The sequence below is a fragment of the Planktothrix sp. PLAVEN19ND genome (assembly GCF_057220675.1).
This window is the reverse complement of the sequence record NZ_CM170132.1, coordinates 352,177-367,315: the sequence shown is the minus strand read 5'-3', so window position 1 is coordinate 367,315 and position 15,139 is coordinate 352,177. Positions and strand designations below refer to the sequence as shown.

Here is a 15,139-nt window from a genome sequence, read left to right as displayed (position 1 = left end):
TAAAAAAAGGGGTTTGCCCCAACGGTAACCCCATAGACAGAAAATGGTAATTCCTAGGAGAGTAATGATCATGAAACCGAATCAAAATCCCAAATCTGATCAATTGAGATCAATTTTTAGTATTACTACTTTTGTAATTTTAGTCCTAGGAGTAGGGTTTTTGAGTGTGAATTTTATTTTGGCTTTAGTTCATAAATTCTCATCAACTGTTTAACGGGTTTTAGAGGATAAATTTTCTAATTTGATAGCATCGACTTTCTAAAATAGGTATTTTTAATACTCCCATTTTTTTGTCAAGTTCCCGAATGGTTTTTTCAGGAAAGCTGGCTAGTTTTTCCTGGGACTCCCAACGAATCGCCATGACAATTTCTTGATTTTCCACATCCACCCAAACTTCTTTTCCGAGAAACCCGGGAAACTTCTTTAGTCCGGCTGTCCAAACTTCTTCATCTTTTTGAATAAATAGCTCCCATTGTTCCGGGGGAACTTTGAATTTTAACCACTCAATAACCATAGTTTTTATTAAGATTAATTAAACTACAAAGACACCAAAAAGTTTTAAAAACCCTCCCTATTGCTATATTTTGCAGAAGTAGGAAACCAGAAACCATCGATGATTTCCTACTCCCAATTCCTTTTAACCTTTAAAATATTGTCCCCCTAAACGCATGGCATCAGCAATATCCACATCTCCATCCCCATCCGCATCTAAAAAACTATTTAAAACCGAATTAGAACCTGATGCAGATTGTTGTTGATTAGTTCCTGTTTTGAGCAGGTTTAAAACTAAAGGAACCACCATAGGTAAAACGGATTGAATGGTTTCGGCACTAACCCCGGTATGTTGGGAAACGGTTTGAATCAATTGCTGTTGCTGACTTGAAGAAAATAGCATTTCCACGGCTTGGGGGTTAGAAGTAATTCCAGCAAATTGATTGACTAGATTTTGTACTCCATCATTTCCAATTTCGGTTTGTTTTTCTTGTAAAGAAGACCGCACCGAACTCCCCACCATTGACATCACCATTTGACTGGTTTCAGGATCAATCCCTAATTGATTGCCAAACTGTTGAGCGGTATTCAGAATACTACTGATTTGGTCGGTGTTTCCCACTGTATTGGGATCATTCAAAGCTGTTAAAATTTGATCAAATAGTCCCATAGTATGACTCAACCTCTGATACAGATGAACTACAGTCTAGTTTATCCTAGATTTGATCTATTGGCTTAATTAAGTCGATAAAAAGCTAATAACGGCCTCAAAATTTAAGGGACGAGAAAACAAATATCCTTGGGCAGCTTCGCAGCCTAACGACTGCAAAATTTCCTTTTGAATTGGAGTTTCAATTCCTTCGGCAATAATATCTAAGTTTAAACATTTGGCTAAATTAATAATGGTTTTGGTGATTTCTAAATCTTTTCCTTGATATTGTAAATTTTCAACAAAACTTCTATCGATTTTTAGGATATCTATGGGTAAATTCTGTAAGTAACTTAAAGAGGAGTATCCCGTCCCAAAATCATCAATTAAAATTTTGATTCCCCGATTTTTTAACTGCGTTAAGATGCTGATACAATTAGCGGAACTTTTCATCAAGCTAGTCTCGGTAATTTCTAATTTCAAGCGACTATAATCTAAATTATTGGATTGAATAATCTGATCAATTTCTGCCAATAAATCAGGATGATGCAACTGCACTTCTGATAAGTTAACACTCATACTCAGATCGGGAAACCGTTGTTGCAACTTATATAAATCCCGACAAGCTTGTTCTAAAACCCATCGTCCTAGAGGGATAATTAATTCTGTTTCTTCAGCAATAGGAATAAATTCAACCGGAGGAATTAAACCTTTTGTGGGGTGTTTCCAACGCACTAATGCTTCAAAGCCCATAATATTTCCGGTGTTTAAATGAATAATCGGTTCATAATTCAAATGCAACTGTTGATGGGTGATCGCCTTTTGTAAATCTGCCTCTAAGGTTTCTCTTTGGGTAATGGTTTCTAGCATTTGAGGATGATAAAATAGGGTAGCACTTTTTCCTTGTTTTTTTGCATAGTACAGGGCAATATCAGCAGATTGTAAATATTGTTCGGGATATTTCCAGCTAAATTCGCTACAAACAATTCCCATATTAATTGCTGAGGTGAGGTTAATTCCGTTTAAATTAAAGGGGGTGATAAATTGATTTTTAATGCGATTGATTTTAGAATTTAAACAATTAATATCAATAAAATCAGGAATTAAAATAGCAAAGTCTTCGCTATCGACTCTAGCAACAATATCTTCGACGCTCATACAATTTTTTAAACGATGACTCACTTCAATTAATAATTGTTCAGCTAAATTGTAACCCCAACTATATCTTAGGGATTTAACGGTATATAAATTAATATAAATTAAAGCAAAGTTTTGAGAATCAACAGGGATTTCTAAACAATATTTTAAGCATTCAATTAATTGGCTACGATTGGCTAAACCAGTGAGAAAATCTTGAAACGCATATCGTTGTAATTGTCTTTCAGCTTGTATACGGGTAGTGATATCCTGGGCTAAAACCACCTGGGCAGATTGATCGTTCCATTGTAATTGATGAGAAAGCATTTCTACTTCGATTAAGGTTCCATCTTTTTTTTGATGTTGAGAAAAATTTCCAAGATCAATATTTTCAGGATTACCGGTGATTAAACTCCTGAAAAATTCCGACTTTTGATCAGGATAAATATCTAATATTTTCATTTTCAGAAATTCTTTTTCTGAATAACCATAATGGGCGATCGCTGCCTCATTAACCGCCAAAAATTTTAAAGTTTTCAGATCGTAAACCCAAATCGGTTGAGGATGACTCAGAAACAAATCTCTATACCGTTTTTCTGAGAGTTGCAAACGCTGGGTTTCTCGATGAATTAAATAATAAAGTAAAATACTGGTAATCAGAACAAAGAACCACCCTTTAATAGTTTGAAGAAATGTAATTGAATAGGGATAATTCGCTAATATTGCTAATACTTGATCAGAAAAAGCAATCCAAAGACTCCCAATTACTCCATAAATTAAAGTAATTTGGTAGGCTGAATTCACGAGTAATTTTTGCCAAAATTTCATAGATAAAGGCACAGCTAAATGAGTTATTTTTAGTGTAATAGAAGCTGTGTGAACATTGGCTGGGTAGGGAAATGTAGCAATCCTATATAATTAAATAAGATTGGGTTGTTTTAAGGATGATCCGACCCCGTTAACTCAATCAGTCTTTTCAGGGTGATTACTTTTTCTCGATGAAGGGGTGCAAACCATTCTAAATTGATCACCATTACTTCCAAGGTATAAGTATCTGGATTCAAGTAAATTCCCGCCGCCCGGTTTGGGTCTAATTCTACCACCCAATATTCTGTTCCATCCACCAAATGTAATTTTCCCCGTTGTTCTAACTCTAAAAGGGCATGATCTTTAGGACTAGCCCAATTTGCATCCACCATCAACCGCGCTTGAGTAATACGATGGTCGAGGTTCTCTGTTTTCCACTGATTGTGTTCAGCGATTCTACACAGTTGCTCTAACTCAATCTCACCAAATTTTGTTGATAGGGGAATCGGTTTGAGTGAGCCATTAGCACTAAGAAAGGTTTGAGTTGATTTGGTAGCCACAATCATGTTTGTTATGCTCACGGATAAACTATTTTGACTTGCGTTCCTATAATCTAAGTATTTCTGCTAAATGTCAGTGATTATAAGGGGGTTATGGTTGTGATGTGCTGATCTGATCTCCGTGATAACACGCAGAATCTGTTCTGACTGAATTAACATTACCAGAGTGACCTAGATCACAAACCCCTGTGAAGGGTTGGGTTTTATCTATAGATAAATAATGATTAGTTTTTAGATTTTGATAATGTTATCGTTCATTTTATCTGCTTTTATATATTATTTTAACTGTTTTATTTCTAGTTACTTTTGATTTAACCCGAGATTATCTCCGTTAATCTTGACAATTTGATACGATCTATTGATCTTAATCAAAAAAGGTTACAATTCGGAGATTTAAGAAAGGCTATTACGAGTTAAGAAATTAATTTTCCCATGTTTATTGTGAATTTCATACCTGTTCATTCCCTTTCCATAATTGCCAATTGATATAATTCACGGGATTCTTGCTTAACTTTTCCCGACATGGCGGCTAACTGTAAATTAGCAAAGGCATGGACATCCTCAGAATCATAATGGGTGGTTTGTAGCATTCGTCTTAATTGGTTTTCCATATTCAGGCTCAGATAGCCCGCAGACATCACTTCTTGAACTACATCACGAACACGAATACAAGTCATGGCACATTCCTACTATTGAAAAGTTGTGATAATACCTAGTATCAGGGAGTTTAACAAAATCTGTCGTGATCCCGATACACTGACTGTACTGATATTTAATGTCAGGGTGGGGTGATAAAAAACAAGGTTTAATGGTGATCCTGATCAAAGTTATCAAAAAATTGGCTCTAAAACCCCTATCTTATGGTTAGGCTTTATAGTCATTCATCGTTAAGGGGTACACTGTCCTTTGTCTTGACCCACAGGAGAAAAGTTAGGGATCAGACGGCTATTAACCTCCTGTTCTGGCAACCAACCCTGGTTCCCCGCCTGTAGGGATGGAGTAACGGGGGTATCGGGAGATGACAATGGTTGTGTTGCATCAACCTGAGACAACTGGCCATTAACTGATGCTTTCGTGGTAGGAGTCGAACAAATTTTGACTTCCACCCAGGTTCCCCCTTGAGGAGTAGACTGTTTTTGCTGAACCTGAAACACCGTTCCCTCTGGAACAGTTCCCTTAACAGTGTTTTTACCAAATTCCGTGAGCAGAGTAATTGGCTTGGAATTGGCGGTCGGATTTCCCAATTGAATCAAAGATTGTAGTTTTAAGAGACTGGTGGCAGAGGCTGTGGGAGTGGAGGTTGGAGGATTAGAAAGACTATCCGTAGGGGTTGGAGTGTCTGTCGGTTGCGCTTGGGGATCGTGGTTGAACATCCCTAAGCCGTAGAGTAAAGCCCCTAGAATCCCTAATAACACAGCAATACCCAAGGATAGGAACCAAATCTTCTTGACCCCAGACTGGACTGGTCTAGGGCGACCAATTACTGTTTCCATTGATGAATCTTCAGCATCGTTTGTATCGGAAGAATCATCCCCCAACTCGTCGGTTAAAGGAATCACAGGAGGGATACAGATCTCTTTCTGGGCATCGGGATCATCCTTGGGAACTACCGTAATTAATAACAAAGCAATGGTGACGTTATCATGGCCGTTTTGAGTATTGGCAATTTCAATCAGACGATCCCGAACCGTTGCTAAATCAACTTCCTGACGCAAAACGGGTAAAATTTCGGCTTCCCAATATTGTTCCACCCGATCGCGATCGCTTAACCCATCAGAACATAATAAAAACACACAATCTTCATCCAGGGGAAACCGTTGTACCGTTGGATGCAGCGTCACCGATGAAGTAATCCCCAGGGCTTGAATTAAGGCCCCAGAAGCCCCCTGTTGCAGAGCATCTCGATAGAGGGCACAACCTAAACGCACCTGGCGAGAAGCCACATCATCATCCACCGTCACTTGATGACAACCACTGGAACTAATCCAATAAACCCGACTATCCCCTAAATGGATTAAATAAATTTCATGAATATGGGCCAAAGCCATCACCAAGGTGGTTCCCATGCGTTCCCTGCCCTGACGGTTTTCATCATCGTTGCGTTGACAAATCATGTCATTGGCGATGCAAGTTGCCCGTTTTAATTTAGGAGTTAAGGATAATGGATCCCAATTGGCTTGATGCAGGGGCATTTGTTCCACCTGCTGACGCAGAACATCAATCGCCATTGAAGATGCCACTTCTCCGCCGTCCTGTCCCCCAATTCCATCACAAACAATAGCCAGAGCCGGTTCAGTTACGGGAACTAGGATGGGTTTACTCCCCTCGGGATAGCAGGCATCCTCATTATGGGAACGAGTGGGGCCAGCATCCGTTCCCGCGGCAATCTCAATCCGACGATGATAACCCCGTCCGCAAATAGAAAGGGCTTGATCCAATTGTTGGATCAGTTGGGTTGAGGTGCGTAACTCACCCGAGATCATTTGATGGGTCAGTTGTCGGAGGAATTTTTGAATTTGAGGCTGGGCGGTCGGAACCCACTGTTGCCAAAAATAACCCAACTGTTTGAGGGTGGGATTATGGATGTCTAAGTCTAATTGCAACAACCGAACAAATCTTCCCTGAACTCGCAGCAAATGGGAATTAAGCAAACTTGAAGCAACCTCTTGACGGGTTAGGGGTTGCCAAAGTTGAGCGATTTGCCATAACCAATTCAGTTGGCGCATCGCTGTGGCATCGGGCCACAGGGCTGCTAGGGTAGGCATTAAGGTTTCCCCATGGGTGGCAATCGGCCCCTTTTCTAAGAGGATGATCGGTTTATGATTTGTGCCTTTTGCCGGGGAGATGACTCCATAGACCTGCGGAATGTGCAACCGATAGGCAAATAATTTTAGATAGGGAGAAATCTGATCAGAAATCTCGCTGGGTATGTCAGGCAATAGTTCTGGCCGCGTATCAACCGCAATTCTATTGGTTTTGAGGAGGTAGCGATCTGCGAGCAGTGTTCCCGAAGGCTGATCTTCGATCCCTTCGCCTACAGTCCACAGATAGTGTTTTGCCACAGGATTTTGCATTTGGGTTCCTCACGCCTGGCGTTGCCACTCAAAAGTGATCTTCTAAAATTAGGATGGTTTACAGTTGTTATCCACCCCGTGGGCTGGAGGCGATAACACCAGAACCACAATAGATGTCCAATCGGTGCCTAATTTTGATAACTCACCCTAAAAATTAGCAGCAATTGGCAATCAAGATCAGGTAATCTGAACTATTGTAGCCTTTGAGCATCACTATCTGCTTGACCATTTGTTGTTAATTTTTCTTGGCTCTGGGCAAGGATACTTACAGCATGAGTGATTCTCCCCCTAACCCCTCCGATGACCCTAAATTATTACCTTATTTGGAAATTAATGAACGCTTGACTCAACTCAAAAAGTCCCACGGTCACTATTACCAGATGATTAATTTAGAGGTTTGGGCTTTAATTGAAACCATGGATCAGTTTTTTCCAGGTTCTTGGAATCGATTTATGAGTAACCGTCAACTTTCTATGAAACAGTTTTTACAGCGTCAGCGATCGCAAAAACCATCCCCAGCACCTGATGAGTAAGTGAATTTGAGAGTGATCATCATTTTTAGGGCATCTATAAACTCTTGATAAAGGGTCTGTATACAGTAAGTACAGGCCCTTTATGGTTATAATTTTACTAACTGCCGACTCGGGGTAATCCCATGCTATAGTTCACCGCCCGACAGTCGAGGTTATAGCTAATTTCACCTTTTTGGATCAGCGATCGGACTAAATGCTCTAAATCCGATCCGATTCGACGTAAATTATATTCGGTGAGGTCTTCGCCACTGAACGCTTCGACTAACTGATCAAATTTGCGATAGACTTGTTGCAAAGCCTGATCGTTCCAGTTAAATTCGTTATCGGGATCAATATCCAAGGTCAATACCTGTTGATTGTCCACTAACTCCTCATCTTGAATTTCCGCCGTATAAATATGAATATGGCGGGTTGTTGATTTCAGCAGCATAAGCGGTTTAACTAAATAGATTTTATCGGGATTGTTTTTTATTTTGACATTACTCTAGGAAATAATGACTAATTTTTGGGATCAAATTTTTAACTTTGCACTCACCACCGCCACCGATGTTGGACAACAGTTAATCCTCGATTTTGGCACAGTCCAAGCTGCGGAAAAAGCTGATGGCAGTTTAGTCACCCAGTCTGACCAGTGGGCGGATCAAGAAATTCGCACCCGCATCGCTAATACTTTTCCTGATCATGGGGTGATCAGTGAAGAAGCTGAACATATTTTTCCGAATACCGACTGGTGTTGGGTGATTGATCCTTTAGATGGTACGACTAATTTTGCCAGAGGGATTCCGATTTGGGGGATTTCCCTAGGATTACTCTATCAAGGCACTCCCGTATTTGGTTTAATCCATTTACCGCCTTTACAGCAAACTTTTCACGGGTTTTGGTTCGGTTCATCGGGGTTAACTGGCCCAGCAGGAGCGTTTTTAAATTGTAAACCCATTCATGCTAGTTCTGATGCTTTGAGTTCTAATCACTTCTTTAATTTATGTTCTCGAAGTATTGCGATCGCTCCCCAAATTCCTTGTAAAATTCGGATGTTAGGGATGGCGGCTTATAATTTTCTCACGGTAGCCGCCGGGGCTACATTAGGGGGAGTTGAAGCCACTCCTAAAATTTGGGATATCGCCGGAAGTTGGGTAATTGTTAAAGCGGCGGGTGCGGTTTGGTGTCCCCTCTCTCCCGAACCCTTCCCCCTAGAAATTGGACGAAATTATGCTAGTCAATCTTATCCTACATTAGTTGTAAGTCAAGTTGAATTATTATCAGTATTTCAACCCTTGGCTATTGATTTTATCAATTAACTAGAAACCGGGTTTCTCAAAGAAACCCGATTTCTAAACTTTACACCTTCACCCCATTAGCAAACTTAATTTTTAAATAATCATCTTCCATTTTTGCCCCCGAAGGTTGTAACATAGCTAACGCTTGGGGTAACACTAAATTCCGGCGATGATTACCAATTCTGATATTCAATTCATCTCCGGTTTTATTGAGTTGAACTTGTTCTTTAGGAATCCCAGGTAGATACAATTCTAGCGTATATTCATTATTGTCTACCACCACTCGAAGTGTATTTTCTTGATAATAAACCTGGCTAGGATCTTCATCCTTATATAGCACTTCTTTCAATCTTTCTAGGGCTTCAAATCCACATAACTCCTCGGAAAATAATGGCACTTCCTTAACGGGTAAGGGGTTAAAATTGTCGTAGATTTCTTGACGATATTGTTTTTGATTGTCTTTCCATTTTTGGAAAAAAGGATCAGTCACTTGTTCAGGAATAATCCGATTAGAAATAACTAAATCTGTCGAAACATTATACAAACTTAAATAGGCATGGGCGCGTAAAGATTCCTTAATTACCATTTTTTCAGGGTTCGTAACTAAACGCACGGAGGTTTGCATATTATCGGTCAAAACCTTTTCTAAGGCTTCAATTTTTTCATAAAATTCATAAGGTGCGTCCATCACTTCTTTATCAGGTAAAGAAAACCCGGTTAATGGTCTAAAAATCGGTTCAAATAGAGGACGCAACGCCACCGACATTCCTTGTAACGGTTTGTAAAATTTTCTCATATACCAACCGCCCACCTCGGGTAAACTTAACAGTCTCAACGCGGTTCCCGTTGGGGCAGAATCAATAATTAAAACCTCAAAATCTCCCTCATCATAATGGCGTTTCATCCGCACTAGACCAAAAATTTCGTCCATTCCGGGCAAGATAGCCAGTTCTTCCGCCTGGACACCATCGAGTCCTCGCGCCTGTAATACCTGACTAATATAGCGTTTCACCGCCCCCCAGTTGCCTTCGAGTTCCATCAGGGCGTCCAATTCTGCCCCCCACAGGTTGGGTCGGACGAGACGGGGTTCGTGTCCCAAGGGCATATCAAAGCTGTCGGCGAGGGAGTGGGCGGGGTCGGTACTCAATACCAGGGTTTTATGTCCCAACTCGGCACAGCGTAACCCTGTTGCTGCTGCAACGGAGGTTTTCCCCACGCCACCTTTACCCGTCATTAAAATTACGCGCATACCGTTTTAAGATTAAAATTTGTTTACATTATTTAACTGTAGCGGTTTTTCATCGAGAATAACTGTTTCACCACGTCCAAGCGTGAACAGTCCCAATAGTCGATATGGCTTTCAATCAGGTTATGGGGGTTTAATTTGAGTTCACTCCGTCCCGGGATAGAAATTCTGGGTTTCCAGGGGAGGGGTGTTGTCCAACTGAGTGTCCAACGGGTTTCTATTAAATTCTCAGTTTGAGTAATATTATGTAAATCCAGTTGAATCTCTAAAAACCAAGTTTTCATAAATCCAATCATTTGTTGATAACGTTGTAACCCGTTAAATTGATTCATCGGGTCTGCAAAATAAACATTATCAGCATAAATACTATAGGTTTGATTATCAGGAAATTGTTGATAATCTTGTTTAATAATCTCAATAATATCCATAATTTTAGGGTGTGTAAGCGCGGGGTACGCACAATTTATACAGTTTATAGCAAGAGGCAATAGGGAATAGGCAATCTCGCTATAGGTAAATACTTACTGTGAGCAGCTTTTAGCTTTCAAGAATGTCCTAATAGATGTGGCGACTGCTATACCATCAAATTGCGGACGCTGACTCTAATATAGGTTTTTGCGATCAAAAATCACTATGTTTTATTATAAAGGTTTGTGAAAAAGTCACCCAAACTTTTATAATATTAAGTTAGAATATGATATCCTGACAGTTGGGTGTTCGTAATTATTCACATCTATAAAACGTTGTCGATGCTCTAGCCCCCGGCTTTTGCGCTAAAGCGCAACAACGAACTCGGTTAATTTTGTCAAATTTGGAAATGCAATATGGAAGCATCTACAGACTGGCAACAGGTTAAGGCATCTTTTAAGAAAATTTGGGGTTATGATGATTTTCGACCGCCCCAAGGGGAAATTATTAAGAGCTTATTAGATAAAAAAGATGCCTTAATTGTCATGCCGACTGGAGGGGGGAAATCCATCTGTTTTCAGCTTCCGGCACTATTACAAACTGGATTAACTCTAATTATATCTCCCCTGGTGGCATTAATGGAAAATCAGGTTCAGGAACTTCAAGATCTGCAACTTCCCGCCGCCTTAATTCATAGTCAATTAATGCCCCAACAACGACGAAAAACTTTAAATTTAGTTGAAAAAAATCAATTAAGACTCCTCTATCTTTCCCCCGAAACTCTATTAAGTCATCCCGTCTGGAATGTAATTTCTCAACCCACGGTTCAAATCAATGGTTTAATATTAGATGAAGCCCATTGTTTAGTTCAATGGGGGGATACCTTTCGCCCTGCTTATCGACGGTTAGGGGCAATTCGTTCGACTTTATTAAAACTTAAACCCTCGGGGACAAAAATTGCGATCGCAGCTTTTACTGCCACCGCTGATCTTGATGCTCAAGCAACAATTCAAAGGGTTTTACAACTACAAAAACCTCAGAAATTTCTCCTGAGTCCTTATCGATCTAATTTAGAATTAAATATTAAAATAGTTTGGACTCCTAGAGGACGACAACAACAGTTAATCCAATTTATTCAACCCAGAAAACATCAAACAGGTTTGATTTATGCTAGGACTCGTAAAGACTGTGAACAATTAGCTCAATGGTTGCAAACAGAACAATATTCAACTGTTGCTTATCATGCTGGGTTAAGTTCAGAAGAACGCCGAAAAATAGAAAAAGATTGGTTACAGGAAAAGATTAAATTTGTGGTTTGTAGTAGTGCCTTTGGCATGGGAATTAATAAGAGTAACGTGAGATGGGTATGCCATTTTCAAGCCCCTTTTTTATTATCAGAATATATTCAAGAAGTGGGACGGGCGGGGAGAGATGGTAAATCGGCGATCGCTTTAACTATTATTAGCGAACCGACGGGTTTTTTCTATCCCGAAGATAAACAACGACAAAAATATTTAATCGAAAACCTAGAAAAACAATATCAATCGGCAAATCAATTAATTAAAAAACTCCCAGCAACGGGAAACATAGAAACCCTATCTGAACAATTTAAAAATAGTGCGATCGCCCTTTCTATTTTACACGCTCAAGGACGATTAATCTGGCGAAATCCCTTTGATTATGAAATTATATCCCAACCTGCAAAATTGCATCAAGATCAAAATAGTAAAGCCATTAAACAAATGAATCAATACTTAAAAACCCGTGATTGTCGGTGGAAGTTTTTATTACAAGCGTTTGGGTTTAATTTAGAAAATCAGTTTCCAGGATGTGGTCATTGCGATCGGTGTAAATCTTCTCGTTAATCATCGTATAATTGGGTAAATTATATCCATCTGTGGGTTTTTGTTGTCTATGTTACCTCAAAACCGAATTCCCGCCCATCCTGGGAAAATTTTATCGGAAGAATTTATTATTCCCTTAAACTTAACTCCAGTGGCTTTAGCGGAACATTTGAGGGTTCCGGTGCAGCAAATTAATGAAATTGTCAAAGGAAAACAAGGGATTACACCGGAAACAGCTTGGTTATTGGCTCAATCTTTCCAAACTTCTCCTGAGTTTTGGATGAATTTACAAATTCAATATGATTTGGCTTTAAATCAACCTACAATTAAAACACCCCCGATTATTTTATCTAGTTCTTAAAGTCGGATGGCAATATATTGGGGAAATCTAAAATAGCAGTTATTCAAGTCCCCCTAACGATAAAAAGTTAGGATTTTAATACAAACCAATCAAATCATCATCATGGAAAACAACACAACTACTGAATCAACTCTCACCGCCGAACAACACCGTTTAAAAATGCAACGGCGCAAAGAAATTCAGGATCAACGAGTGGCAGAACGCAGTCAAACTAAAGGATTAATTATTGTTAATACCGGAAATGGAAAAGGAAAAACCACCGCCGCTTTAGGGATGGTTTTAAGGTCTTTGGGTCATGGATATCGGGTGGCTATTATTCAGTTTATTAAAGGCGCCTGGGAACCCGCAGAAAAGGCGGTTTTTAGTAAATGGCCGGAACAATTAGAATTTCATGCGTTAGGAGAGGGCTTTACTTGGGAAACCCAAGATCGAGATCGAGATATGGAAAAAACCCGGGAAGCCTGGAATTTAGCCCTAACTTTTATTAGAAATTCTGAGTTTAAATTAATTTTACTCGATGAAATTAATATCGCCATTAAACTAGGTTATTTACCCGTTGAAGATGTCTTGTCTGGACTTGCAGAAAAGGCTGAGGATACCCACATTATTTTAACGGGTCGAGGCGCTCCCCAGGCTTTAATTGAACAGGCAGATTTGGTGACAGAAATGTCTTTAATTAAACATCCTTTTCGGGAACAAGGTATTAAAGCTCAACCTGGGATAGAATTTTAAATACCGATTTCATATTGCCTGAATAGGCTTCATTCCCAGGGGCGAGTTCATCCCAATTGAGGTAATTAACAAAGATTTAATTGAGTCCTGAAGGACTCACTACTTGAGTAATAATTAAATCAGAGAACAGGGTTGATTAATTGCTTTTTTTAAGAGAGTTTTATACTCTTTATTTTTAATAATATAAGAGCCAAATCTTTCGAGGTGAGGATTATTCATTTGAGCATCAAATAAAATAAACTTTTTCTCTCTTAACCGTTCAACTAACTTAACCATTGCCACTTTGGAACCATCGGGGATTCTAAAAAACATTGATTCTCCAATAAAAGCCCCACCAATGACAATTCCTAATATGCCTCCAGCTAATTGATCTCCTTGCCAAGTTTCAAAACTATGGGCAAATCCAGCCTCGTTTAAGGCATGATAAATTTCTTTTAATTCCGATGAAATCCAAGTTTCTTCTCGATTAGCGCAGCCTTCTACAACGCCAGTAAAATCTCGATTAATGGCGACAGTAAACCGATTTTGATTCAAAACCCGTTGCAAAGAACTCGGATAGCGAAATCGTCCATCTAAGGGAATTAGAGCCCGTTCTCGACTAGAATACCATTCCAAGCTATGTTCCCCATCATTTGCCATCAAAAAGTATCCTGCTGCATACCCTTGAATAATTGCGTTGACATCATATTGCATAGGTGACAAACTTTGCTATACTTTGGTTAATATACTAAGGAGTATTGTCTCATCTATGCTAAACCTTAACTCATCCTTTATGTTAGAGAGTACCTTAACAAAACTTCTCAACAAAACCGAGAAAACCTGGGGTTATCTCCAAGTCTATCAAAGAGGAGAATTATATTATCTCACCATCCCCGGATATGGAGACGATATTCTAAAATTCAGAGGTAATGATTCCACCTATTCCTATCAATTATATTGGTATAAACGTCCCGATCCTTCAGTCTTTGTAGAGGCAAAAGTCCAAAAAACCTATAGGAGAGAAACAAAGACCTACGACAAAGCTAAGAGTTTTCAGATTTGTTTTAAAAAAGAAGCTAATCCCATTGAATCCTCAATTAATCGGTTATTTGCCGAATTAATTAAAACCAAAATATCAGAAGAATATAAGAGTAAAGATTCTCCGATTATTACCCTAGTTCAAGACTAGAATCAGAGTGTATATTTGTGGGGGCAGGTTTTCCCCAATCTATCTTACTCACAGAAAACTCAATAAAACCCGCCCGAACCCAATTTTGAAAACAGCATAAAAACAGGTTAAATAAAATTGAAAAATCCTTAACAAACTTATGAATGAACCGATTGCACCCATCACCTTACCCCCTAGTGAGAATTTGCAACAGGAAGGGGAATGGTTAAAACAAACCTTAAATCGTTGGTTGGATGAACAATTTATCCCTGAAGTAGTGAATGAAACTATTGCACAGCGGGCTGCTCAAATTTATGTTCGTCAACGGATGGAAGGGGAAAATGATGTGGGTTCTTTGGTGCTGGCGATTGTGACTGAAATGGAATCTTTTGATTTTTCTAAAAGTTTTTTTGGGGAATTTGTGATCGCCAATGCGGTCAGCGATTTGTTATTAGATAGCTTAGGAATTGAACGCTGTTGTGGACGCTCTACATTCCCAGACTCTCTGGCTTAGTTAAACGACCAGTGCTCTATGTCCTCCCATAAAATGACTGAAAATTCCTGTTTTACGGGGGATGACAGGAAAATGTTGGACATTGGCTTAAATCTTAAAGTTTTCTGACCGACAGGTTGACCCCGAAAGGTAGTAAAGTACGAGAACAGGGTGAGATTGAACTTGGGCTGATCGGTAGACGGAGGATTCCATCTGGCTATGACAACTTGCAGCAAAAATGGCGATGGAAGCCGACTTTACCGCCAAAGCATAAACTTTCACTGATTAGGTTCCAAGATCCTCTGTAAACTTTCAATTTATCAACTTATTTTATCAATCGGAAAAGCAATCTCTGGTTTTCCGTAATCTCCTTTTAAAA

18 protein-coding genes are annotated in these 15,139 nt (G+C 39.4%); 8 read left to right on the top strand and 10 right to left on the bottom strand.

From position 1 onward, the window contains the following. Positions 1-70 precede the first annotated feature (70 nt). Positions 71-214 (top strand): hypothetical protein, encoded by a 144-nt coding sequence (locus AC2D3N_RS01680; protein WP_484692584.1) that lies wholly within the window; start codon positions 71-73, stop codon positions 212-214. A gap of 6 nt (positions 215-220) precedes the next feature. Here AC2D3N_RS01680 and AC2D3N_RS01675 read toward each other — a convergent pair whose 3' ends face one another. The 6 genes from AC2D3N_RS01675 to AC2D3N_RS01650 form a co-directional block, all read right to left on the bottom strand. Further along, positions 221-514 (bottom strand): TIGR03792 family protein, encoded by a 294-nt coding sequence (locus tag AC2D3N_RS01675; RefSeq protein WP_079677450.1) that lies wholly within the window; start codon positions 512-514, stop codon positions 221-223. A gap of 123 nt (positions 515-637) precedes the next feature. After that, a complete protein-coding gene (locus tag AC2D3N_RS01670; RefSeq protein WP_484692583.1) occupies positions 638-1,162 on the bottom strand; it encodes a DUF937 domain-containing protein in 525 nt (174 codons plus the stop codon). A gap of 69 nt (positions 1,163-1,231) precedes the next feature. After that, entirely contained in the window at positions 1,232-3,106 is a 1,875-nt protein-coding gene (locus tag AC2D3N_RS01665; RefSeq protein WP_484692582.1) for a sensor domain-containing protein, read from the bottom strand. Between the two features lie 110 nt (positions 3,107-3,216). After that, the gene (locus AC2D3N_RS01660; RefSeq protein WP_079677453.1) at positions 3,217-3,651 is read right to left on the bottom strand and encodes a hypothetical protein; all 435 of its coding nucleotides are present in this window, start codon (positions 3,649-3,651) and stop codon (positions 3,217-3,219) included. A gap of 452 nt (positions 3,652-4,103) precedes the next feature. Further along, the gene (locus AC2D3N_RS01655) at positions 4,104-4,322 is read right to left on the bottom strand and encodes a hypothetical protein (protein ID WP_079677454.1); all 219 of its coding nucleotides are present in this window, start codon (positions 4,320-4,322) and stop codon (positions 4,104-4,106) included. 210 nt (positions 4,323-4,532) lie between these two features. Continuing rightward, entirely contained in the window at positions 4,533-6,719 is a 2,187-nt protein-coding gene (locus tag AC2D3N_RS01650; RefSeq protein WP_484692581.1) for a PP2C family protein-serine/threonine phosphatase, read from the bottom strand. Between the two features lie 272 nt (positions 6,720-6,991). Between AC2D3N_RS01650 and AC2D3N_RS01645 the strand changes: the two genes are divergently transcribed. After that, positions 6,992-7,252, top strand: coding sequence for a hypothetical protein (locus AC2D3N_RS01645; RefSeq protein WP_079677456.1), 261 nt, complete (start codon positions 6,992-6,994; stop codon positions 7,250-7,252). A 97-nt stretch (positions 7,253-7,349) separates the two neighbouring features. Here the strand turns inward: AC2D3N_RS01645 and ndhM are convergent, their stop codons facing one another. Then, the gene (gene ndhM / locus AC2D3N_RS01640; RefSeq protein WP_079677457.1) at positions 7,350-7,682 is read right to left on the bottom strand and encodes an NAD(P)H-quinone oxidoreductase subunit M; all 333 of its coding nucleotides are present in this window, start codon (positions 7,680-7,682) and stop codon (positions 7,350-7,352) included. Positions 7,683-7,746: 64 nt separating this feature from the next. Between ndhM and AC2D3N_RS01635 the strand changes: the two genes are divergently transcribed. Then, positions 7,747-8,550: an inositol monophosphatase family protein gene (locus AC2D3N_RS01635; RefSeq protein ID WP_484692580.1), complete on the top strand. Its 804-nt coding sequence runs from the start codon at positions 7,747-7,749 to the stop codon at positions 8,548-8,550. A 40-nt stretch (positions 8,551-8,590) separates the two neighbouring features. On the opposite strand, the gene AC2D3N_RS01630 is transcribed toward AC2D3N_RS01635, so the two are convergent. Both AC2D3N_RS01630 and AC2D3N_RS01625 read right to left on the bottom strand, forming a co-directional pair. Next, positions 8,591-9,778 carry a TRC40/GET3/ArsA family transport-energizing ATPase gene (locus tag AC2D3N_RS01630; RefSeq protein WP_484692579.1) on the bottom strand — a complete coding sequence of 396 codons (1,188 nt, stop codon included), beginning with the start codon at positions 9,776-9,778 and terminating at the stop codon, positions 8,591-8,593. A 32-nt stretch (positions 9,779-9,810) separates the two neighbouring features. After that, positions 9,811-10,203 (bottom strand): C6orf136 family protein, encoded by a 393-nt coding sequence (locus tag AC2D3N_RS01625; protein ID WP_079677462.1) that lies wholly within the window; start codon positions 10,201-10,203, stop codon positions 9,811-9,813. Positions 10,204-10,599: 396 nt separating this feature from the next. Between AC2D3N_RS01625 and AC2D3N_RS01620 the strand changes: the two genes are divergently transcribed. The 3 genes from AC2D3N_RS01620 to cobO all read left to right on the top strand — a co-directional run bounded on the left by AC2D3N_RS01620 (position 10,600) and on the right by cobO (position 13,120). After that, entirely contained in the window at positions 10,600-12,048 is a 1,449-nt protein-coding gene (locus tag AC2D3N_RS01620) for a RecQ family ATP-dependent DNA helicase (protein ID WP_484692578.1), read from the top strand. A gap of 49 nt (positions 12,049-12,097) precedes the next feature. After that, the gene (locus AC2D3N_RS01615) at positions 12,098-12,388 is read left to right on the top strand and encodes a HigA family addiction module antitoxin (protein ID WP_079679801.1); all 291 of its coding nucleotides are present in this window, start codon (positions 12,098-12,100) and stop codon (positions 12,386-12,388) included. Positions 12,389-12,490: 102 nt separating this feature from the next. Further along, positions 12,491-13,120, top strand: coding sequence for a cob(I)yrinic acid a,c-diamide adenosyltransferase (gene cobO / locus AC2D3N_RS01610; protein WP_484692577.1), 630 nt, complete (start codon positions 12,491-12,493; stop codon positions 13,118-13,120). 114 nt (positions 13,121-13,234) lie between these two features. Here cobO and aat read toward each other — a convergent pair whose 3' ends face one another. Beyond that, positions 13,235-13,813 carry a leucyl/phenylalanyl-tRNA--protein transferase gene (gene aat / locus AC2D3N_RS01605; RefSeq protein ID WP_079679803.1) on the bottom strand — a complete coding sequence of 193 codons (579 nt, stop codon included), beginning with the start codon at positions 13,811-13,813 and terminating at the stop codon, positions 13,235-13,237. 55 nt (positions 13,814-13,868) lie between these two features. Here aat and AC2D3N_RS01600 point away from each other — a divergent pair, with 55 nt between their 5' ends. Further along, a complete protein-coding gene (locus tag AC2D3N_RS01600; protein ID WP_079679804.1) occupies positions 13,869-14,288 on the top strand; it encodes a hypothetical protein in 420 nt (139 codons plus the stop codon). Positions 14,289-14,427: 139 nt separating this feature from the next. Next, entirely contained in the window at positions 14,428-14,781 is a 354-nt protein-coding gene (locus AC2D3N_RS01595) for a hypothetical protein (protein WP_079679805.1), read from the top strand. Positions 14,782-15,139 lie beyond the last annotated feature (358 nt).

Bases quoted from the DNA above. Each gene is read 5' to 3' on its own strand.
- aat (WP_079679803.1), bottom strand. From the start codon at position 13,813: ATGCAATATGATGTCAACGCAATTATTCAAGGGTATGCAGCAGGATAC.
- AC2D3N_RS01680 (WP_484692584.1), top strand. From the start codon at position 71: ATGAAACCGAATCAAAATCCCAAATCTGATCAATTGAGATCAATTTTT.
- ndhM (WP_079677457.1), bottom strand. From the start codon at position 7,682: ATGCTGCTGAAATCAACAACCCGCCATATTCATATTTATACGGCGGAA.
- AC2D3N_RS01615 (WP_079679801.1), top strand. From the start codon at position 12,098: ATGTTACCTCAAAACCGAATTCCCGCCCATCCTGGGAAAATTTTATCG.
- AC2D3N_RS01650 (WP_484692581.1), bottom strand. From the start codon at position 6,719: ATGCAAAATCCTGTGGCAAAACACTATCTGTGGACTGTAGGCGAAGGG.
- AC2D3N_RS01625 (WP_079677462.1), bottom strand. From the start codon at position 10,203: ATGGATATTATTGAGATTATTAAACAAGATTATCAACAATTTCCTGAT.
- AC2D3N_RS01620 (WP_484692578.1), top strand. From the start codon at position 10,600: ATGGAAGCATCTACAGACTGGCAACAGGTTAAGGCATCTTTTAAGAAA.
- AC2D3N_RS01655 (WP_079677454.1), bottom strand. From the start codon at position 4,322: ATGACTTGTATTCGTGTTCGTGATGTAGTTCAAGAAGTGATGTCTGCG.
- AC2D3N_RS01660 (WP_079677453.1), bottom strand. From the start codon at position 3,651: ATGATTGTGGCTACCAAATCAACTCAAACCTTTCTTAGTGCTAATGGC.
- AC2D3N_RS01630 (WP_484692579.1), bottom strand. From the start codon at position 9,778: ATGCGCGTAATTTTAATGACGGGTAAAGGTGGCGTGGGGAAAACCTCC.
- AC2D3N_RS01675 (WP_079677450.1), bottom strand. From the start codon at position 514: ATGGTTATTGAGTGGTTAAAATTCAAAGTTCCCCCGGAACAATGGGAG.
- AC2D3N_RS01635 (WP_484692580.1), top strand. From the start codon at position 7,747: ATGACTAATTTTTGGGATCAAATTTTTAACTTTGCACTCACCACCGCC.
- AC2D3N_RS01645 (WP_079677456.1), top strand. From the start codon at position 6,992: ATGAGTGATTCTCCCCCTAACCCCTCCGATGACCCTAAATTATTACCT.
- AC2D3N_RS01665 (WP_484692582.1), bottom strand. From the start codon at position 3,106: ATGAAATTTTGGCAAAAATTACTCGTGAATTCAGCCTACCAAATTACT.
- cobO (WP_484692577.1), top strand. From the start codon at position 12,491: ATGGAAAACAACACAACTACTGAATCAACTCTCACCGCCGAACAACAC.
- AC2D3N_RS01595 (WP_079679805.1), top strand. From the start codon at position 14,428: ATGAATGAACCGATTGCACCCATCACCTTACCCCCTAGTGAGAATTTG.
- AC2D3N_RS01600 (WP_079679804.1), top strand. From the start codon at position 13,869: ATGCTAAACCTTAACTCATCCTTTATGTTAGAGAGTACCTTAACAAAA.
- AC2D3N_RS01670 (WP_484692583.1), bottom strand. From the start codon at position 1,162: ATGGGACTATTTGATCAAATTTTAACAGCTTTGAATGATCCCAATACA.